This is a genomic window from uncultured Lactobacillus sp. (assembly GCF_902491705.1).
Taxonomy (GTDB): Bacteria; Bacillota; Bacilli; order Lactobacillales; family Lactobacillaceae; genus Lactobacillus.
In genome coordinates this window covers 1-16,145 of sequence record NZ_CABUIW010000054.1, presented here as the reverse complement: position 1 = coordinate 16,145, position 16,145 = coordinate 1, and the positions used below count along the sequence as shown (strand labels likewise).

18 protein-coding genes are annotated in these 16,145 nt (G+C 37.6%); 4 read left to right on the top strand and 14 right to left on the bottom strand.

Annotation, left to right across the window (positions count from 1 at the left end; genetic code table 11):
- Nucleotides 1–71 precede the first annotated feature (71 nt).
- From rplA to rpmG, 5 genes are all read right to left on the bottom strand, one after another.
- Nucleotides 72–764 (bottom strand): 50S ribosomal protein L1, encoded by a 693-nt coding sequence (gene rplA / locus RDN22_RS09220; RefSeq protein WP_003625887.1) that lies wholly within the window; start codon nucleotides 762–764, stop codon nucleotides 72–74.
- A gap of 76 nt (nucleotides 765–840) precedes the next feature.
- The gene (gene rplK, locus RDN22_RS09215) at nucleotides 841–1,266 is read right to left on the bottom strand and encodes a 50S ribosomal protein L11 (RefSeq protein ID WP_308557699.1); all 426 of its coding nucleotides are present in this window, start codon (nucleotides 1,264–1,266) and stop codon (nucleotides 841–843) included.
- A gap of 127 nt (nucleotides 1,267–1,393) precedes the next feature.
- Nucleotides 1,394–1,951, bottom strand: coding sequence for a transcription termination/antitermination protein NusG (gene nusG, locus RDN22_RS09210; RefSeq protein ID WP_308557697.1), 558 nt, complete (start codon nucleotides 1,949–1,951; stop codon nucleotides 1,394–1,396).
- 111 nt (nucleotides 1,952–2,062) lie between these two features.
- Nucleotides 2,063–2,233, bottom strand: coding sequence for a preprotein translocase subunit SecE (secE, locus tag RDN22_RS09205; RefSeq protein ID WP_308557696.1), 171 nt, complete (start codon nucleotides 2,231–2,233; stop codon nucleotides 2,063–2,065).
- Nucleotides 2,234–2,241: 8 nt separating this feature from the next.
- The gene (gene rpmG / locus RDN22_RS09200; protein WP_003549092.1) at nucleotides 2,242–2,391 is read right to left on the bottom strand and encodes a 50S ribosomal protein L33; all 150 of its coding nucleotides are present in this window, start codon (nucleotides 2,389–2,391) and stop codon (nucleotides 2,242–2,244) included.
- Nucleotides 2,392–2,581: 190 nt separating this feature from the next.
- Between rpmG and RDN22_RS09195 the strand changes: the two genes are divergently transcribed.
- Together RDN22_RS09195 and RDN22_RS09190 are read left to right on the top strand one after the other, a co-directional pair.
- On the top strand, nucleotides 2,582–4,324 hold the full coding sequence (locus tag RDN22_RS09195) for a 1-deoxy-D-xylulose-5-phosphate synthase (RefSeq protein WP_308557694.1): 1,743 nt from the start codon (nucleotides 2,582–2,584) through the stop codon (nucleotides 4,322–4,324).
- A 122-nt stretch (nucleotides 4,325–4,446) separates the two neighbouring features.
- Nucleotides 4,447–5,328, top strand: a complete 882-nt coding sequence (locus RDN22_RS09190; RefSeq protein ID WP_308557692.1) for an AraC family transcriptional regulator — start codon at nucleotides 4,447–4,449, stop codon at nucleotides 5,326–5,328.
- Here the strand turns inward: RDN22_RS09190 and RDN22_RS09185 are convergent.
- The 9 genes from RDN22_RS09185 to RDN22_RS09145 all read right to left on the bottom strand — a co-directional run bounded on the left by RDN22_RS09185 (nucleotide 5,325) and on the right by RDN22_RS09145 (nucleotide 14,156).
- The gene (locus RDN22_RS09185; protein ID WP_308557690.1) at nucleotides 5,325–6,809 is read right to left on the bottom strand and encodes a gluconokinase; all 1,485 of its coding nucleotides are present in this window, start codon (nucleotides 6,807–6,809) and stop codon (nucleotides 5,325–5,327) included. The genes RDN22_RS09190 and RDN22_RS09185 overlap by 4 nt on opposite strands.
- Before the next feature lie 159 nt (nucleotides 6,810–6,968).
- Nucleotides 6,969–7,187: a hypothetical protein gene (locus RDN22_RS09180; protein ID WP_007126845.1), complete on the bottom strand. Its 219-nt coding sequence runs from the start codon at nucleotides 7,185–7,187 to the stop codon at nucleotides 6,969–6,971.
- 74 nt (nucleotides 7,188–7,261) lie between these two features.
- Nucleotides 7,262–7,801: a sigma-70 family RNA polymerase sigma factor gene (locus tag RDN22_RS09175; protein WP_308557687.1), complete on the bottom strand. Its 540-nt coding sequence runs from the start codon at nucleotides 7,799–7,801 to the stop codon at nucleotides 7,262–7,264.
- A 146-nt stretch (nucleotides 7,802–7,947) separates the two neighbouring features.
- Nucleotides 7,948–8,700: a 23S rRNA (guanosine(2251)-2'-O)-methyltransferase RlmB gene (rlmB, locus tag RDN22_RS09170; RefSeq protein WP_308557685.1), complete on the bottom strand. Its 753-nt coding sequence runs from the start codon at nucleotides 8,698–8,700 to the stop codon at nucleotides 7,948–7,950.
- On the bottom strand, nucleotides 8,687–9,130 hold the full coding sequence (locus RDN22_RS09165) for a ribonuclease III domain-containing protein (RefSeq protein ID WP_308557683.1): 444 nt from the start codon (nucleotides 9,128–9,130) through the stop codon (nucleotides 8,687–8,689). The genes rlmB and RDN22_RS09165 overlap by 14 nt, the downstream gene beginning before the upstream one ends.
- Entirely contained in the window at nucleotides 9,123–10,556 is a 1,434-nt protein-coding gene (gene cysS, locus RDN22_RS09160) for a cysteine--tRNA ligase (protein ID WP_308557681.1), read from the bottom strand. Before cysS ends, RDN22_RS09165 begins: the two co-directional genes overlap by 8 nt.
- A gap of 96 nt (nucleotides 10,557–10,652) precedes the next feature.
- Entirely contained in the window at nucleotides 10,653–12,152 is a 1,500-nt protein-coding gene (gene gltX / locus RDN22_RS09155) for a glutamate--tRNA ligase (protein ID WP_308557679.1), read from the bottom strand.
- 76 nt (nucleotides 12,153–12,228) lie between these two features.
- Entirely contained in the window at nucleotides 12,229–13,605 is a 1,377-nt protein-coding gene (gene radA / locus RDN22_RS09150; RefSeq protein ID WP_308557677.1) for a DNA repair protein RadA, read from the bottom strand.
- Nucleotides 13,605–14,156 carry a dUTP diphosphatase gene (locus tag RDN22_RS09145; protein WP_308557675.1) on the bottom strand — a complete coding sequence of 184 codons (552 nt, stop codon included), beginning with the start codon at nucleotides 14,154–14,156 and terminating at the stop codon, nucleotides 13,605–13,607. The genes radA and RDN22_RS09145 overlap by 1 nt, the downstream gene beginning before the upstream one ends.
- Before the next feature lie 131 nt (nucleotides 14,157–14,287).
- Here RDN22_RS09145 and RDN22_RS09140 point away from each other — a divergent pair, with 131 nt between their 5' ends.
- On the top strand, nucleotides 14,288–14,590 hold the full coding sequence (locus RDN22_RS09140; RefSeq protein WP_308557673.1) for a hypothetical protein: 303 nt from the start codon (nucleotides 14,288–14,290) through the stop codon (nucleotides 14,588–14,590).
- 65 nt (nucleotides 14,591–14,655) lie between these two features.
- Entirely contained in the window at nucleotides 14,656–16,005 is a 1,350-nt protein-coding gene (gene pepC, locus RDN22_RS09135; RefSeq protein WP_308557671.1) for an aminopeptidase C, read from the top strand.
- Nucleotides 16,006–16,145: the final 140 nt, after the last annotated feature.

Below are 16,145 nucleotides of genomic sequence, written 5' to 3'. Positions count from 1 at the left end.
AGAAAATTATTGTCCGCTTTTTTGGTCTAGGGAATTAGTTTTTTCCCAGACACTTAAAAATCTAATTTAAATTAGTCCAAGTTTAATGGATCAAGCTTGATACCAGGACCAAAGGTTGCTGAAACTGCAACACTCTTAATGTATTGACCCTTAGCTGAAGCAGGACGAGCACGTAAAATTACGTCACGTAAAGCGTCAAAGTTTTCAACTAATTGGTCTTCAGTAAATGATACCTTACCAATAGGAGTGTGAATAGCAGCTTGACGGTCAACACGGTATTCTACTTGACCAGCCTTAACATTCTTAACGGCCTTTTCGATGTCCATAGTTACAGTACCAGTCTTAGGGTTTGGCATTAAGCCCTTAGGTCCAAGAATACGACCTAAACGACCTACCTTAGCCATCATCATTGGAGTTGCAACTACAACGTCGAAGTCTAACCAACCGTCTTGAATCTTTTGTACTAAGTCATCTGAACCAACAAAGTCAGCACCTGCAGCCTTAGCTTGATCAGCTTGTGGGCCTTCAGCAAATACTACAACGGTTTGAGTCTTACCAGTACCATTTGGTAAAACAAGTGAACCACGAATTTGTTGGTCTGCTTGCTTAGGATCAACGCTCAAGTTGTAAGCTACATCAACTGTAGCGTCAAAGTTAGCGTATGAAGTTTCCTTAACAAGTTTCATAGCTTCTGCTACTGAGTATAATTTATTTGAGTCTACCTTCTTGGCAGCATCTAAATATTTCTTACCATGCTTTGGCATGTGATTTCCTCCTTGTATATGTGGTCAAACGAGCTTCTCTAACTCTCCCACCTAATGTGTTACCTAAATAACAGGATTAGTCTTCGACTTCGATACCCATACTTCTAGCGGTACCTTCAACCATGCGCATAGCAGCTTCAATATCAGCAGCGTTAAGGTCTTTCATCTTAGTCTCAGCAATTTCTTTGACTTGATCCTTGGTTACCTTACCAACTTTCTTGGTGTTAGGTTCACCAGAAGCCTTCTTGATCTTAGCAGCTTGCTTCAAAAGTACTGGTGCTGGTGGAGTCTTAGTTACGAATTCGAATGAACGATCTTCGTATACAGTAATAACTACAGGGATAATCATGCCCTTTTGGTCAGCAGTTCTAGCATTGAAGTCCTTAGTAAAACCAACAATGTTAATACCAGCTGGACCCAAAGCAGTACCAACTGGAGGTGCAGGGGTTGCAGCGCCAGCTGGAATTTGCAACTTAACTACGTTAATAACTTTCTTTGCCACGGTCAAAACCTCCTTGATTCCGTGATGCGGTTAAAATGGAGAATTTTCCTTTTTTCTCCTCCCACAATAATAAACGTACCGTATTAGAATAACATCGTTTCAGTACAATTACAACTAAAATTTACAATTATTCGTTTTCGTCCAACTTCTTAACTTGATCGTAGTCAAGTTCAGCAGTAGTTGCACGGCCAAACATATCAACTGAAACGTACAACTTGTACTTATCAGGTTGAATGTCAGTAATCTTACCAACCATGCCGTTAAATGCACCTTCAGTAATAGTTACTGATTCGCCAATATCAAAGTTGGCAGTAGGTTGTTTAGCTGGTTGACCTTGATTCTTAAGTAAACGTTCAACTTCTTCTGGAAGAAGTGGTGAAGGCTTAGAACCACCACCGTGTGAACCAACGAATCCAGTTACGTTTGGTGTGTTTCTTACAATGAACCAACTTTCGTCAGTCATTACCATTTCTACTAAAACGTAGCCTGGGAAAATCTTTTCTTCAACTTCTTGCTTCTTGCCGCGAACAGTTTCAACTTTTTCTTCTTCTGGAACCATTACACGGAAAATGTAGTCTTGCATCCCCATACTTTGTGCACGTGAAAGTAAGTCTGACTTAACCTTATCTTCATAACCAGAGTAAGTATGAAGTACGTACCATTTCTTTTGAGCTGTTTCAACCATTTGATGACTTCTCCTTAATTTTAGGTAAACAAAAAAACCTTTACCCAGAGGTTTCTCTTCTTCGCTTTTATCATTATAGCATGAATCACTAGTAAATTCTATTACCTATGATTACATAATTCTTTGAGTTAACCAACTGAAGAGCCAGTCAAGCGCACCTAAATATGCAGCAAACAAAATTGAACTAGTAATAACGATTGCAGTATCATGTCTATTTTGCTTAGCTGTTGGCCAAGTAACCATCTTCATTTCTTGGACTACGCTCTTAATAAATTTAATCATTAACTTCTTTACCTCGTTTCTTTATGCAAAGTCATCTTACCGCAATGCTTGCAGAACTTCTTCAGTTCAAGTCGCTGAGTGCGATTCTTACTTGCGGTGATTGAGTAGTTGCGTGACCCACATACGCTGCAGGCTAAAGCTGCTTTTTTCACTGCCATAATCTCACTTCCAAACTTTTATAAAAAAAACACATACTTAAAGAGTATTGTATACTGATCTTCCCTCTTGCGTCAATAAATTAAAACATTCAATAAGCAAAACTAATTGAAATCCATTCGATCTTTCTATTTCAATTATCTTTTTAACTTATCTATAATAAGTGTGTGTTTTGTAGAAAGGAAAAATATTATGAATAAACATCCTGAATACTTATTAAATAAAATTTCCGGCCCTGAAGACCTAAAGAAATTATCTATTCCTGAAATGGAAAAATTAGCTAAAGAAATTAGAACTCTCATCCTCGAAAAAGACGCTGCTGAAGGTGGTCACCTTGGTCCAGACCTAGGTATTGTCGAAGCTACTATCGCCTACCACTACGTTTTTGATGCTCCTAAAGACAAAATTATTTGGGACGTTTCTCACCAAACTTACCCACATAAGATGTTAACAGGTCGTGCTCTTGCTTGGCTTGACCCTGACCATTATGAAGATGTAACTCCTTATAGCAATCCAGATGAAAGCCCATATGACTACTATGCTGTAGGCCACACTTCTACTTCAATTGCACTAGCAACTGGTATGGCTAAAGCACGTGATTTAATGGGTGGTCATGAAAACATCATGGCTTTAATTGGTGATGGTTCAATGACTGGTGGTTTAGCATATGAAGGCTTAAACAACGCCGCAATTGAAAAGCACAACCTTGTCGTAGTAGTTAACGACAACCAAATGTCAATTGATGAAAATGTCGGTGGTTTAGTCACTGCTTTAAAGAAATTGCGTGATTCAAATGGTGAAACTAAGGAAAATCCATTTACTGCAATGGGCTTTGACTACCGCTACGTTGCTGACGGTAACGACATCAAGTCAATGATTGATGCCTTTAAAGCAGTTAAAGATGTAGATCACCCAATTTTGCTTCATATTAATACGCTTAAAGGCAAGGGATATGAACCAGCAATTAATAATGAAGAAGCTCACCACTGGGTAATGCCATTCGACTTAAAGACTGACAAGACTACTGTTTCCGCTCCAGAAGGTCCTTCTGCAAACTCTGTTGCTTTAGACGTAATGAAGGAACACATTGAAAACGGCGAAAAGATTATGGCTATTGATGCCGCAATTCCTGGTGTATTCGGTCTTGATGAAATTAAGAACAAGTATCCTGAAAATTACCATGATGTAGGTATCGCTGAACAAGAATCTGTTGCCTTTGCAGCTGGTATGGCTAAAGAAGGTGCAGTTCCAGTATTATTTGAAAACTCTACTTTCTTGCAACGTGCATTTGACCAATTATCACACGATGTTGCCGCAAACGACTTACCTGTAGTTATGATGGTTGCTGGTGGCGGTATGTCAGGTACAAGTAAGACTCACCTTGGTGTTTTTGACCAAGTAATGATTTCTAACTTGCCTAACTGGATCTACCTTGCTCCTACCACTTTAGCTGAAGAAAAAGCCATGATGGAATGGGCAATTAAGCAAAGAAAGCATCCTGTAGCAATCAAGATGCCAACTAAGCACGTACCTGAAGGTGAAGAATTCAGTCATGATTATTCAGAAATCAAGTACGATGTAAAGCCTGGTAAAGACGTTGCAGTCTTAGCATTAGGCGACATGTACGACATGTTAGGTAAAGAAGTTGCTGACAAACTTGGTGCAAGCTTAGTTAACCCAGTTTCAGCTAATATCTTAGATACAGCTGCTTTAGACAAATTAGCTGATGAAAACAAGGTCATCGTAACCCTTGAAGACAACATCTTAGACGGTGGCTTTGGTGAAAAGGTTGCTTCATACTTGGGCGATAAAGATGTTAAAGTCCTAAACTATGGTCAAAAGCGTGTCTACACTGATCAAGTTCCATTAAAAGAAATTTTGAAAGACAGTCGAATGACAGTTGATCAAATTGTTGAAGACGTTAAGAACGCTTAAGAAAATATATAAAATTAAAAATCTCTTCAGATATTTTCCTGAAGAGATTTTTTTATGGCAAAATAAGTCGAGTAGTTTCCAAATTAATCCGGCATAATACAACATGTAAGGAGGAATAAAAATTGGAACAAATCGAAGCAGTTCAACGTATGCAAGACTATATCCAAGAGCACTTAAATGAGCAGATTACACTTACTGCTCTATCTAAAGTTTCGCTATATTCACCTTGGTATTCTTATCGATTATTTGTTAACTATCTAAATATGACGCCTGCAAAATACATTAGACGTTTACGTTTAGCACAAACTGCTCTAAAATTGCGCGATCATAATTGCAAAATTACTGATATTGCATTCGAAAGTGGCTTTAAAAGCGTAGATGGTTATCAAAGAGCTTTTTATCATGAATTTCAATGTAATCCGAGTGAATATGCTGCTCATCCTGTTCCAATCTATTTATTTAATCCTTATGGCATTAAATTTAAGCCTAACAAGCATAGAAAGGATACTACCATGAACACTAAAAATATTTTCATCCAAGTTGTTGATAAACCTGAAAGAAAAGTTATCCTCAAGCGTGGCATTAAAGCTACTGACTATCTCGACTATTGCGACGAAGTAGGCTGTGAAACTTGGGGACTACTTAAAAGCATAAAATCTATTAATGGAGAACCTGTTTGTTTATGGTTACCCGCTAAATATAGAAAACCTAACACTTCTGAATATGTTCAAGGAGTTGAAGTAGATCTTGATTACAAAGATCCAGTTCCTAAAGGCTTTGATATTATTAAACTTCCTGCTACCAAATATCTTATGTTTCAAAGTGAGCCGTTTGCAGAAGAAGATTGTGGCAAGATCATTGAAGAAGTGAGATCTGCAATAAAAAAATATGATCCTAAAACAATTGGCTACACTTGGGACAAAAATAATCCTAAAATTCAGCTTGAGCCTATTGGAACAAGAGGATACATCGAAATGATGCCTATTAAAAAGTTATCTGATTAATTTATGTTAGAAAATTTACCATACGAAGCAGCCAAAGCATTCCTAATTTCACAATAAAGTGGAAATAGTTTTTGATAAGTGGCTGCTTCTTTTGGATTAGGAAAGTAAACTTTATCAGTTTGAGCAAACTGCTCGATCTCGCTTAAATCTTGATTGAGTCCTAATGCTTGTCTTGCTAAAAACATAGCCGCAAGTGTTCCGCTTTGCTCTTCTTTCATAGTAGCGATCGGAACATTAAAAATATTGGCACAAAGTTGTCTTACAAAATCACTTTTGAGAAAGCCACCAGTTGCATTGATTGCAACTGGTTTTTTAGTATTTTTAATTAAACTAGAAGCTGCATCATAAAGGTTAAAAATAATCCCTTCGATCACTGCACGAGCCATCTCCGGCTTCCGGTGCAAACGCGTTAAGCCAACAAATGAACCGCGCGCATTGGCATCCCAAATTGGAGCACGTTCTCCGCCCAAATAAGGCAAGAAAATTAATTTTCGACTTCCTGCTGGTGCAGTCTGTGCCACGTCTAAAAAGTCCTGCGCCGTTTCATCAGCATCAAACAAAGTTTGGCGAGCCCAACTAAACACGATTCCGCCATTATTCACCGGACCGCCCAATAAATAATGATTTTTATCAACTGGATAACAAAAATAACTAGCATTTTGATCTGTTTTAGGTCGGTCAACTATCGTTCTAACTGCACCTGATGTCCCCACGTTTAATGCAAAATTTTCACTATTGATTGCATTAACGCCAATTGTAGACAAGTATCCATCGCTTGCTCCTAAAATGATCTTAGTATGAGGATTTATCCCCAGCTTTTGCACATATTCATCTTTAATAGGAGCAATAATTTCAGTAGGCTTGGCTATTTCAGGGAGTTGATCTTGTTTTATTTCTAAAATATCTAGCAAGTCTTGATCCCAAGTTAGTGTATTGAGATTAAGCATCCCTGTCCCTGCTGCCATTGTGGTATCGATGACTAATTTTCCAGTTAAACGAAAAATTAGGTATTCTTTGATCTCTATCCAATATTTAACTTGATTAAATAGTTCAGGCCTTGTCTGTTTTAGCCACAATAATTTATAGATTGGGGCCATGGGATGTATTGGCATTCCCGTTTTTTCATAAACTTTCTTGGCAAAACCACTTTGTTTAGCTTTTTTCACAACATTTTTAGCCCGATTATCTGCCCAAGTAATGCTGTTAGTGAGTAGTTCTCTATCTTCACCTAAGCCAATCAATGAATGCATCTGACTAGACCAAGAAATCGCAATCACTTCGCCTTTAACTTTTTGCGCCAAAGTAAAAATTACATCTTGCACAGCATCAAAAATCACTTGAGGATCTTCTTCAGCTTGATCTTCTTCTATTTGAATTAATGGATAGCCTTTGGTAAATGACGCAACTTCTTTACCATTTTCATCATAAGCAATCCCTTTAGTGGCAGTGGTGCCAACGTCCATTCCAATAATATATTTCATACTTTTGAGAACTTCTTTCGCTGTTTTATTGTTCACATTGTATTATGGGATTTCTAATATTTCAATTTTGGCACAAAAAAAGCAGCTACCGGAGAGTAGCTGCCTTTGGTGGTCAAACATGCGTGACCACGGTGCGTAGAACATTGTTTTTAGTCGGATTTACTTCTTAAGATTTTCGTTAACGAAGGCTTCGATTTTATCGTCTGAGTCTTTCAAAAATGGAAGCATATCTTCTTCCGTCTTCATGGTATCTCTACCATTCTTTTCCATAAAGTAGTCCCAAAGGGCATCTCTAACTGGCATGTTTGAATCACTCCAGTCAAATACTTCCTTCATGTGACGGTCTAACAATGCAGTTTTAATAATTTCGTCTGCCATCTTAAATTACCTCCTAAAATATTCTACGTTCCTTATTATACCGCACTTTCTTTTTCTCATCTACAAATAGAATCCTAAAAAAGTACTTTACGCATTTTTTGCAGGGTTCTCGATCTAGCTCTAATCAGTTGAACGGCCTCGACATTCATATGATCAATCGCATATTCTGTAGTCACTTCACCAATAATCGTCATTAACGCAATTATTTCCAATCGCGATAAACTTTTAATAAATTCGTTGTAAGTTTCATTAATCGGAATAGCTAATTCACTCCGCCTTGGCTCCTGAATTCCCTGAATTTTTACGCTTTCCCAAGATACGGATTGATCATAAATCTGCCTTTTAAAAGCCGTATTGTACCTAATTAATGTTCGTGCATGATTGGTCAACTTAGTTTTGTACAAACTGCAAAAATTGCCCTTTTCACTAGAAAAAACTATCGCAGCTTCATAACAAATAATCATCGCTTCTTGTTCCCAGTCATTTCTATCATAATGACCCAAGTAATATTTTTTCATAATCGAATTTACTAACAGTTTATAGAGCGTAAATAATTTTTCTAAAGCCTCATCATCACCGGCTTTAACTTTTTTAATCAACTTCTTTTCTTTCATCACAGTGTCCTCTTCAAAATGCCATTCTGAGGATACCGGTTAAGCTCTGAGTAAGATAAGAAAACAAACGTTTACTACGAACAGATTTAATAATTTGTACAAAAAAAGCAGACAAATTTGTATTTTTGTCTGCTTCATTACTTTTTTCATTTTAATGGATGTCTGCTGTTAAATGCTTGATATAGCAAAACTCCTGTTGCGACACTAGCATTTAGTGATTGTACGTGTCCAATCATTGGCAAGGTAATTGTTTGATCCATTTGCTTTTTAAGCAGCGGTGCAATCCCTTTGCCCTCATTACCAATAACTAAAACTGTCTTACCTTTAGCATTCCATTCGCGGTAATCAACACCAGCCATATCTGTACCAAAAATCCAGTAGCCACGTTTCTTTAATTCTTTAGTTGTTTGAACCAAGTTATTTACACGAGCAACAGGAACATAGTCGATAGCACCAGTTGAAGTCTTAGCTACAACTGAAGTTAAACCTGTGGCGTGACGCTTAGGAATAATAATTCCATCTACGCCAGTTGCATCAGCAGAACGCAAAATAGAACCTAAATTATGTGGGTCTTCAATTGAATCAAGCATCAACAAGAATGGTTCTTTTCCTTCTTGGTCGAATTGATCAAGAAGTTGATCCAAATCTGCATATTCAAAACTAGATATTGCTAAAACAAGACCTTGGTGATTACCACCTTCAACTAAGCGATCCAATTTATTCTTAGGAACAGTTTGAACTACCAATCTCTTTTTCTTAGTTATTGCATATACCTGATTTGCAAAGTCTTCTTGCACGCCGTGTTGCAAAAAGACTTTATTAATTTGATCAGAGTTATGCGTCTTCAAATAATCAAGTCCGGCATGTCGACCAAAAACGAAATCTTTATTCGAAGTCATAATCTTTTAGTCCATCCTTTTCTACTGTATCAATGCACCATTTACTTAATTCTTGTACGCGGTCATTTTGATTCAATAAATTCAAATAACCAATCATTGCTTCAAAGCCAGTTGATAATTGGTAAGTCTTAAGACTAGTGTGCTTAGCCTTAGTGTGACTTTTAGCATTGCGGCCGCGGCGAAAAGCTGTTAATTCATCTTCAGTGAGCATTTCTTCATCTTGCATTTTAGTTACTAATGCAGCTTGTGCTTTAGCAGAAACATAATGTGTTGCTTCTCTTTGCAATACTTGTGGTTTAACTATTCCGCCTCTAACTAAATGGCGACGAATAATTACTTCATATACTGCATCCCCTAAATAAGCCAAAGTCTGCCCATTTAAAGTATCTGGATTTACATCTTCTTCAGTTAATTTCTTAATTTTAGTCACGAGTCCACCTTGTCCCCTGTGGGGTATCTTGAATCGTAATGCCCATTTCTTTTAATTGATCACGCAATTTATCACTAGTTGCCCAATCTTTATTAGCGCGAGCTTCATCACGCTGTTTTACCAATTCTTCAATTTCATCATCGTTTGAACCGGCACTTTGAGCGCATAACTTACTTGTATCAACGCCAAAAACTAACAACCAAGCAGCTAATTTTTCTTCAAAAAGCTTCAAAGTCTTCTTATCAGCCTTTTCGCTGTTAGCATTAGCATTTACTGCAGGAAGCAAATCATAGATAGCTGTTAATGCATTTTGAACATTAAAGTCGTCATCCATTGCTTCAGTAAACTTGTGCTCAGTTTCTTCAATTGCCTTAGCAAGTTCTGGCATCTCTTCACTAGCAGTATCATCATTAAGACGATAATTGATGTTAGTTAAAGTATTCTTGAATCGATCTAGAATTGTAGCTGCTTGCTTTAAGTTTTCTTCAGAATAATTAATTTGACGGCGATATTGTACGCTAGCCATAAAGAAACGCAAAACTTGTGGATCGATTTCCTTTAAAATGTCGTGCACAGTCACAAAGTTATGCAGTGACTTAGACATCTTTTCTTGATCTTTACCCACAGTTACAAAACCGTTGTGAAGCCAGTAGTTAACGAACTTTTTACCAGTTTCTGCTTCACTTTGAGCAATTTCATTTTCATGGTGTGGAAATTCAAGGTCTTGACCACCGCCGTGAATATCAATAGTATCGCCCAAATACTTGGTGCTCATTACTGAACATTCGATATGCCAACCTGGACGACCTTTGCCCCATGGTGAATTCCAAGCAATTTCGTCTGGCTCTTTTTGTGCTTTCCAAAGAGCAAAATCAATTGGATCTTCCTTACGGTTTTGTTCTTCATCGTTAATATGCTCAGAAGCACCTTCTTCAAGTTGTTCAATGTTTTGATCACTTAATTCGCCATAATGCTTGAATTTGCGTGCACGGTAATAAACATCGCCATCTACTTCATAAGCATAACCTTTGTCGATTAAAGTTTTGACAAATTTGATAATCTCTTTGATTTCATGAGTTGCACGAGGATGCAGTGTAGCAGGTTCAATATTTAAGGCCGTTGTGTCTTCCAAAAAAGCACTGATAAACTTTTCAGCAAGTTTTGGCACAGTCGTACCTTCAGCGCGAGCTTCATTGATCATCTTGTCATCAACATCAGTAAAATTAGAAACGTATTTTACTTTGTAGCCTTTATATTCAAAGTAACGTCTAATCGTATCAAAAGCGATTGAACTACGAGCATTGCCAATATGAATATAGTTATACACAGTCGGTCCACAGACATACATGCTGATTTGTCCTGGAACCAGTGGTTTAAATTCTTCTTTTTTGCGCGTCAGTGTATTATAGACTTTCAAAGCTAACACTCATCCCTTCTGTAAAAATAGCTATTTTTTATTTTAGCAGAAACAAAAAGAAGTTGCAGTCATCTGCAGCTTCTTCTTTAGTTTATTCTTTATTTATTAAAGATTGTTTGCGCTCATTTGCTTCAAGGTTAAGTCGATGTGTTCTACAACACGCTTCTTACCCAAAAGTTCCATAGCTTCACCGATACCAGGGCCAACCATTGAACGAGTAGTAGCAATTCTAATTGGCATAAAGAGCTTTCTACCCTTAACGCCAGTTGCCTTACGAGTTGCTTGGATAGCGTTCATGATTTGTACTGAAGTAAATCTTGGAATGAGGTCTAATTGCTTCTTGAATTCTTCAATTACGCCACGACCATCATCGTTCTTGATTTCTTCAATTTCTTCATCTGAAAGGTCTTTTGCATCTTCAAAGAAGATCTTAGCCATGTCAACGATTTGCTTAGTGTATGACATTTGTACTGAGTAAATGTTAACCAATTGACGAACCCATTCCATCTTTTCTGGAGTTGGGTGTTCATCAACAAGACCTGCTTCTTGCAAGTTGTTCAAAGCAAGGTCAAGTAAGGTATCACGGTCAGCCTTCTTAATGTATTGGTTGTTAATCCATTCAAGCTTCTTTTGGTCAAAAGCAGCAGGTGATTTAGACAAACGCGCTGGATCAAATTGCTTGATGAATTCACGCTTGGTGAAGATTTCGTTTTCACCCTTTGGTGACCAGCCAAGAAGAGTAATGAAGTTAAACATAGCTTCTGGTAAGTAACCAAGGTCACGATATTGTTCGATAAATTGAAGAACTGATTCATCACGCTTAGAAAGCTTCTTACCAGTTTCTGAGTTAATGATCAAAGTCATGTGACCAAACTTAGGTGGCTTCCAGCCAAGTGCTTCGTAAACTACTAATTGCTTAGGAGTGTTTGAAACGTGGTCGTCACCACGAAGTACGTGGGTAATCTTCATTAAGTGGTCGTCAATTACAACGGCAAAGTTGTAAGTTGGCATACCGTCACGCTTTTGAATAACGAAGTCGCCACCGATGGTGTCTGATTCGAATTCAAGGTGACCCTTAACGATATCATCCCATGAGTAAGTTTCCATTTCTGGAATGTGAATACGTACAACTGGCTTAAGACCCTTTGCCTTAGCTTCGTCTTGAGCTTGCTTAATTTCGTCAGCAGTCATGCCTTCGTATTCATAAGTGTAGTGAGGAGCAACACCCATAGCACGTTGTTCTTCACGTTGAGCTTCAAGTTCTTCCTCAGTCTTGTATGAGTAGTATGCCTTACCTTCATCGATCAATTGATCAATGTATTTTTGGTAGATTTCTTTTCTTTCTGATTGACGGTATGGACCGTAATCTCCACCTTTATCTGGACCTTCATCCCAGTCAATACCTAACCAGTGAAGGTTTTCCATTTGAGACTTAGAACCGCCCTTAACGTTACGTTTTTGGTCGGTATCTTCAATTCTCAATACCATAGTACCCTTATTGTGACGGGCGAATAAATAGTTAAAAAGTGCAGTACGTGCGTTACCAATGTGTAAGTGACCAGTTGGACTTGGTGCATATCTTACACGAATTTTTTCTTTAGCCAAAACTCATGCCTCTTTCAAAAATAGTATATTTCAACATTATTAGTTTACGCGTAATATAGGAAGAATTCAATTAGTGCTAATTAAAAACTAATTTTAATGCTTGTGGAATGCTCGAAACAGGAATAACTTCAATGCCATAATCCTTTAGTCCTGCATATAAATTGTGGCGCGGAATAAATATCCGCTTAAAGCCAACTTTAGCGGCTTCTTTTACTCGAGCATCGATTTTATCAACTCGGCGTACTTCGCCAGTTAAGCCAACTTCCCCTACAAAACAATCTGTTGGTGAAATTTCTTTATCTGTGTAGCTAGATGCTACAGCCATCACAACTGCTAAATCGATTGCCGGTTCGTTTAATTTAATTCCGCCAGTTGCAGTCAAATATACATCTTGGTTTTGCAACATCAAGTTGCCACGCTTTTCAAGAACAGCTAATAATAATGCGGCACGGTTGTAGTCAATTCCTGAAGTAGTTCTTTTCGCATAGCCAAATGCAGTTGGTGTTACCAATGCTTGAATTTCTGCTAAAAGAGGACGCGTACCTTCAAGCGATACTACGACAGCCGAACCTGTCGAGTTAGGCAATCTTTGATCAAGGAAAATAGAAGATGGATTAGTTACTTCCTTTAATCCTTCATTTACCATCTCAAACATTCCGATTTCATTAGCAGCACCAAAACGGTTCTTCACAGAATGCAAAATACGGTAAGTGTGGTGTTCGTCTCCTTCAAAATACAAAACCGTATCTACCATGTGTTCAAGGATCTTAGGACCGGCAATAGCACCTTCCTTGGTCACATGTCCGATGACGAAAATCGTGATTGCATCCATCTTGGCAATTTTCATCAATTCACTGGTTACTTCTCTAACTTGAGAAGCTGAACCAGTCATCGAATCTAGACTTGGTTCATTCATCGTCTGAATAGAGTCAATAACTACGAAGTCAGGCTTCACATCATTAATTTGTTCGCGAATATCATGCATATCTGTTTCAGGATATAAAAGCATGTTGCTTTGTCCTACACCAAGTCGATCAGCTCTCAATTTAATTTGATTAGCTGACTCTTCCCCTGAAACATACAATACTTTATATTTTTCTGATAAATCGCTCATGATCTGAAGCATTAATGTGGACTTACCAATTCCGGGGTCCCCACCAATTAAAACAAGTGACCCTGGAACGATTCCGCCACCCAGAACTCGGTTCAATTCTTCAGACTTAGTCGCAATTCGTTCTTCTTTTTCTGCCTTAATCTTATCCAGCTTAACCGGCTCATTTACACCAGTCTTTTTAATTAAACGACTAGCTGTAGCCTTAGTAGAACGCTTTTGTACTTCTTCAGTTTCTTTTTCAAATTGATTCCAAGCACCACAGTTAGGACATCTGCCTAAGTAACTTGCAGAAATATAGCCACAAGAGCGACATTTATATTGAGTTTTTACTCTTGCCATTAATCATCCTTCTTTTCATTAGTAGATCCAAAGCCGCTGATTCTTTGTCTGCTGATTGGGTTATCATCATCAGTCTTCAGATATTTCATAAAAATCCCTTGTGCAATTCGATCACCTTTATGAATGTGTAAAGGACGCACGCCGTAATTAAGCATTTGCACAAAAATCTCGCCTTCATTATTAGGATTGTTGTAGTAATCTGCATCGATTACCCCAACACCATTTGGCAATGAAAGATTACGTTTAAAGGTGTTAGATGAACGGTTAGCCAAAATTAACACTTCATCTTCAGGCATATAAGCCTTAAGACCTGTAGGAACTAAAAGTGGCTTTAATATTTCTTCAGCCATTTCATAATCACGTTCATAAAGTTGGTGACCATTTCTGATTAATCTAAAAATTCTTACAAAGTTAAGACGCCAGATGCTAGGAATGGTAATATCTTCAGCTGCTTCAATATCATAACCAGCACTAGCTAAAGTTTGTCTTCTTGGTAGGTTAATGTCTTTATCTTGGTATTTTTTTACTACTTCAAATCCACGTGTTCTCATTGATTAACTCCATTATTACTTTCTTTTTGACATTTATATATTTTACAATGTTTTGAGTAAACAAAAAATATTTAGCTCTCTATTATTTATTACGCAAAAAAGCGTGATTTTTTTCTTAGAAAAGGTAAAAAATGTCTGAAGAAACGAAAAAATATTTTACGCTATCAAATAGTGATAACGGTCAAATTACGTCGCAAACTGATTTGGATTTAATCAACCGTAAAGATGAAACCGTCTGGGTAATGAACCATATTTTTCTTAATCCTGATGAACACGATCCACACGAATTAAGTTTATTAATGAACCAAGTCATTAAATATGTTCAAGAATCTAATAAAAAAGTGTGGCCACTTGATCCAATTGCCATTAAATATTTTGAAAAGCATCCCGAATTAAACGAAATTTGGTACCACAAACCATTTTCTAATCAATAGACGCCTTTCTTTTAATAAGTTAAAATATAGTTAGATTTTCATAACCATAAAAGGAGGAAAAGTTAATGGCAAAAGAAATTTCTAATGATACAATCGAAAAATTTAAGAGCGATTTAGCTAACCATCCTGTATACAAGGTAGCTAGTCGTGCAGCTCAAGAAAATGGTATTTTCAAAGCTAGTCAAGACTTACAAACTAAGATTGACCTTGACCCAACTTTCTCAATCGAAATTGACACTGGTAAGCCAAGTGATCAAAAGCAATCTGGTCGTTGCTGGATGTTTAGTGCATTAAACACTATGCGTCACCCACTTCAAAAGAAATTCAAGCTTAAGGACTTTGAATTATCACAAAACTACACTAACTTCTGGGACAAGTTTGAAAAGTCAAACTGGTTCTTTGAAAATGTGATCGCAACTGCAGATAAGGACTTGGGCGATCGTAAAGTTTCATTCTTGTTTGCTACCCCACAACAAGACGGTGGTCAATGGGACATGCTTTGCGGCATCATTGAAAAATACGGTATCGTTCCAAAGAGCGTTTACCCAGAAACTGCTAACTCAACTAACTCAAGTGCATTAAACGACACTTTGAACACTCTTTTGAGAAAAGATGGTTTGGAACTTCGTAAGTTAGTTCAAGATGGCAAGTCAGAAGATGAAATTCAAGCTCGCAAGGAAGAAATGTTAAACGACGTCTTCCGTGTACTTTCAATTTCACTTGGTGTTCCACCAACAAAATTCAACTTTGAATATAGAGACGACGACAAGAACTACCACATTGACAAAGACATTACTCCAAAGGATTTCTTTGACAAGTACGTTGGTATGGATCTTGAAAACCACATTTCAACTATCAACTCACCAACTAGCGACAAGCCATTCCACAAGGTATTCTCAGTTGAATACTTAGGTAACGTTGAAGGCGGTCGTCAAGTTCGTCACTTAAACCTTAAAGTTGATGAAATGAAGGACTTGATCATCAAGCAATTAAAGAGCGGCGAAGTTGTATGGTTCGGTTCAAACGTTGTTAAGGACTCAGAACGTCGTGCAGGTCTTCTTGACACTGATCTTTACCGCCGTGATGAATTATTTGATGTTGACTTCTCAATGTCTAAGGGCGAAAAGCTTGATTCAGGTGAAAGTTTGATGGACCACGCTATGGTTATCACCGGTGTTGACATTGTTGATGGCAAGCCAACTAAGTGGAAGATCGAAAACTCATGGGGTGAAAAGCCAGGCTTCAAGGGTTACTTCGTGATGAGCGACAAGTGGTTCGATTCATTTGTTTACCAAGCTGTTATTAACAAGGACATCTTGCCAGATGACTTGAAGAAGGCTTACGACGAAGGCAAGAAGAATCCTATTCAATTATTGCCATGGGACCCAATGGGTGCTTTAGCATTTGAATATTAATTCAAACTGAATTAAACAATAAAGAGACGCCAAAAAGGCGTCTTTTTTCTACGTAAAGTCAAGTCTCATCTAGGGTTAGACCTGATATTTTTAGATAATTGTCCTTGATTGTTTTTTGAGGGCCGATTTATTTTTCGTTG

Bases quoted from the DNA above. Each gene is read 5' to 3' on its own strand.
- rplA (WP_003625887.1), bottom strand. From the start codon at position 764: ATGCCAAAGCATGGTAAGAAATATTTAGATGCTGCCAAGAAGGTAGAC.
- nusG (WP_308557697.1), bottom strand. From the start codon at position 1,951: ATGGTTGAAACAGCTCAAAAGAAATGGTACGTACTTCATACTTACTCT.
- secE (WP_308557696.1), bottom strand. From the start codon at position 2,233: ATGATTAAATTTATTAAGAGCGTAGTCCAAGAAATGAAGATGGTTACT.
- rpmG (WP_003549092.1), bottom strand. From the start codon at position 2,391: ATGGCAGTGAAAAAAGCAGCTTTAGCCTGCAGCGTATGTGGGTCACGC.
- RDN22_RS09195 (WP_308557694.1), top strand. From the start codon at position 2,582: ATGAATAAACATCCTGAATACTTATTAAATAAAATTTCCGGCCCTGAA.
- RDN22_RS09185 (WP_308557690.1), bottom strand. From the start codon at position 6,809: ATGAAATATATTATTGGAATGGACGTTGGCACCACTGCCACTAAAGGG.
- RDN22_RS09180 (WP_007126845.1), bottom strand. From the start codon at position 7,187: ATGGCAGACGAAATTATTAAAACTGCATTGTTAGACCGTCACATGAAG.
- RDN22_RS09175 (WP_308557687.1), bottom strand. From the start codon at position 7,801: ATGAAAGAAAAGAAGTTGATTAAAAAAGTTAAAGCCGGTGATGATGAG.
- rlmB (WP_308557685.1), bottom strand. From the start codon at position 8,700: ATGACTTCGAATAAAGATTTCGTTTTTGGTCGACATGCCGGACTTGAT.
- radA (WP_308557677.1), bottom strand. From the start codon at position 13,605: ATGGCAAGAGTAAAAACTCAATATAAATGTCGCTCTTGTGGCTATATT.
- RDN22_RS09145 (WP_308557675.1), bottom strand. From the start codon at position 14,156: ATGAGAACACGTGGATTTGAAGTAGTAAAAAAATACCAAGATAAAGAC.
- RDN22_RS09140 (WP_308557673.1), top strand. From the start codon at position 14,288: ATGTCTGAAGAAACGAAAAAATATTTTACGCTATCAAATAGTGATAAC.
- pepC (WP_308557671.1), top strand. From the start codon at position 14,656: ATGGCAAAAGAAATTTCTAATGATACAATCGAAAAATTTAAGAGCGAT.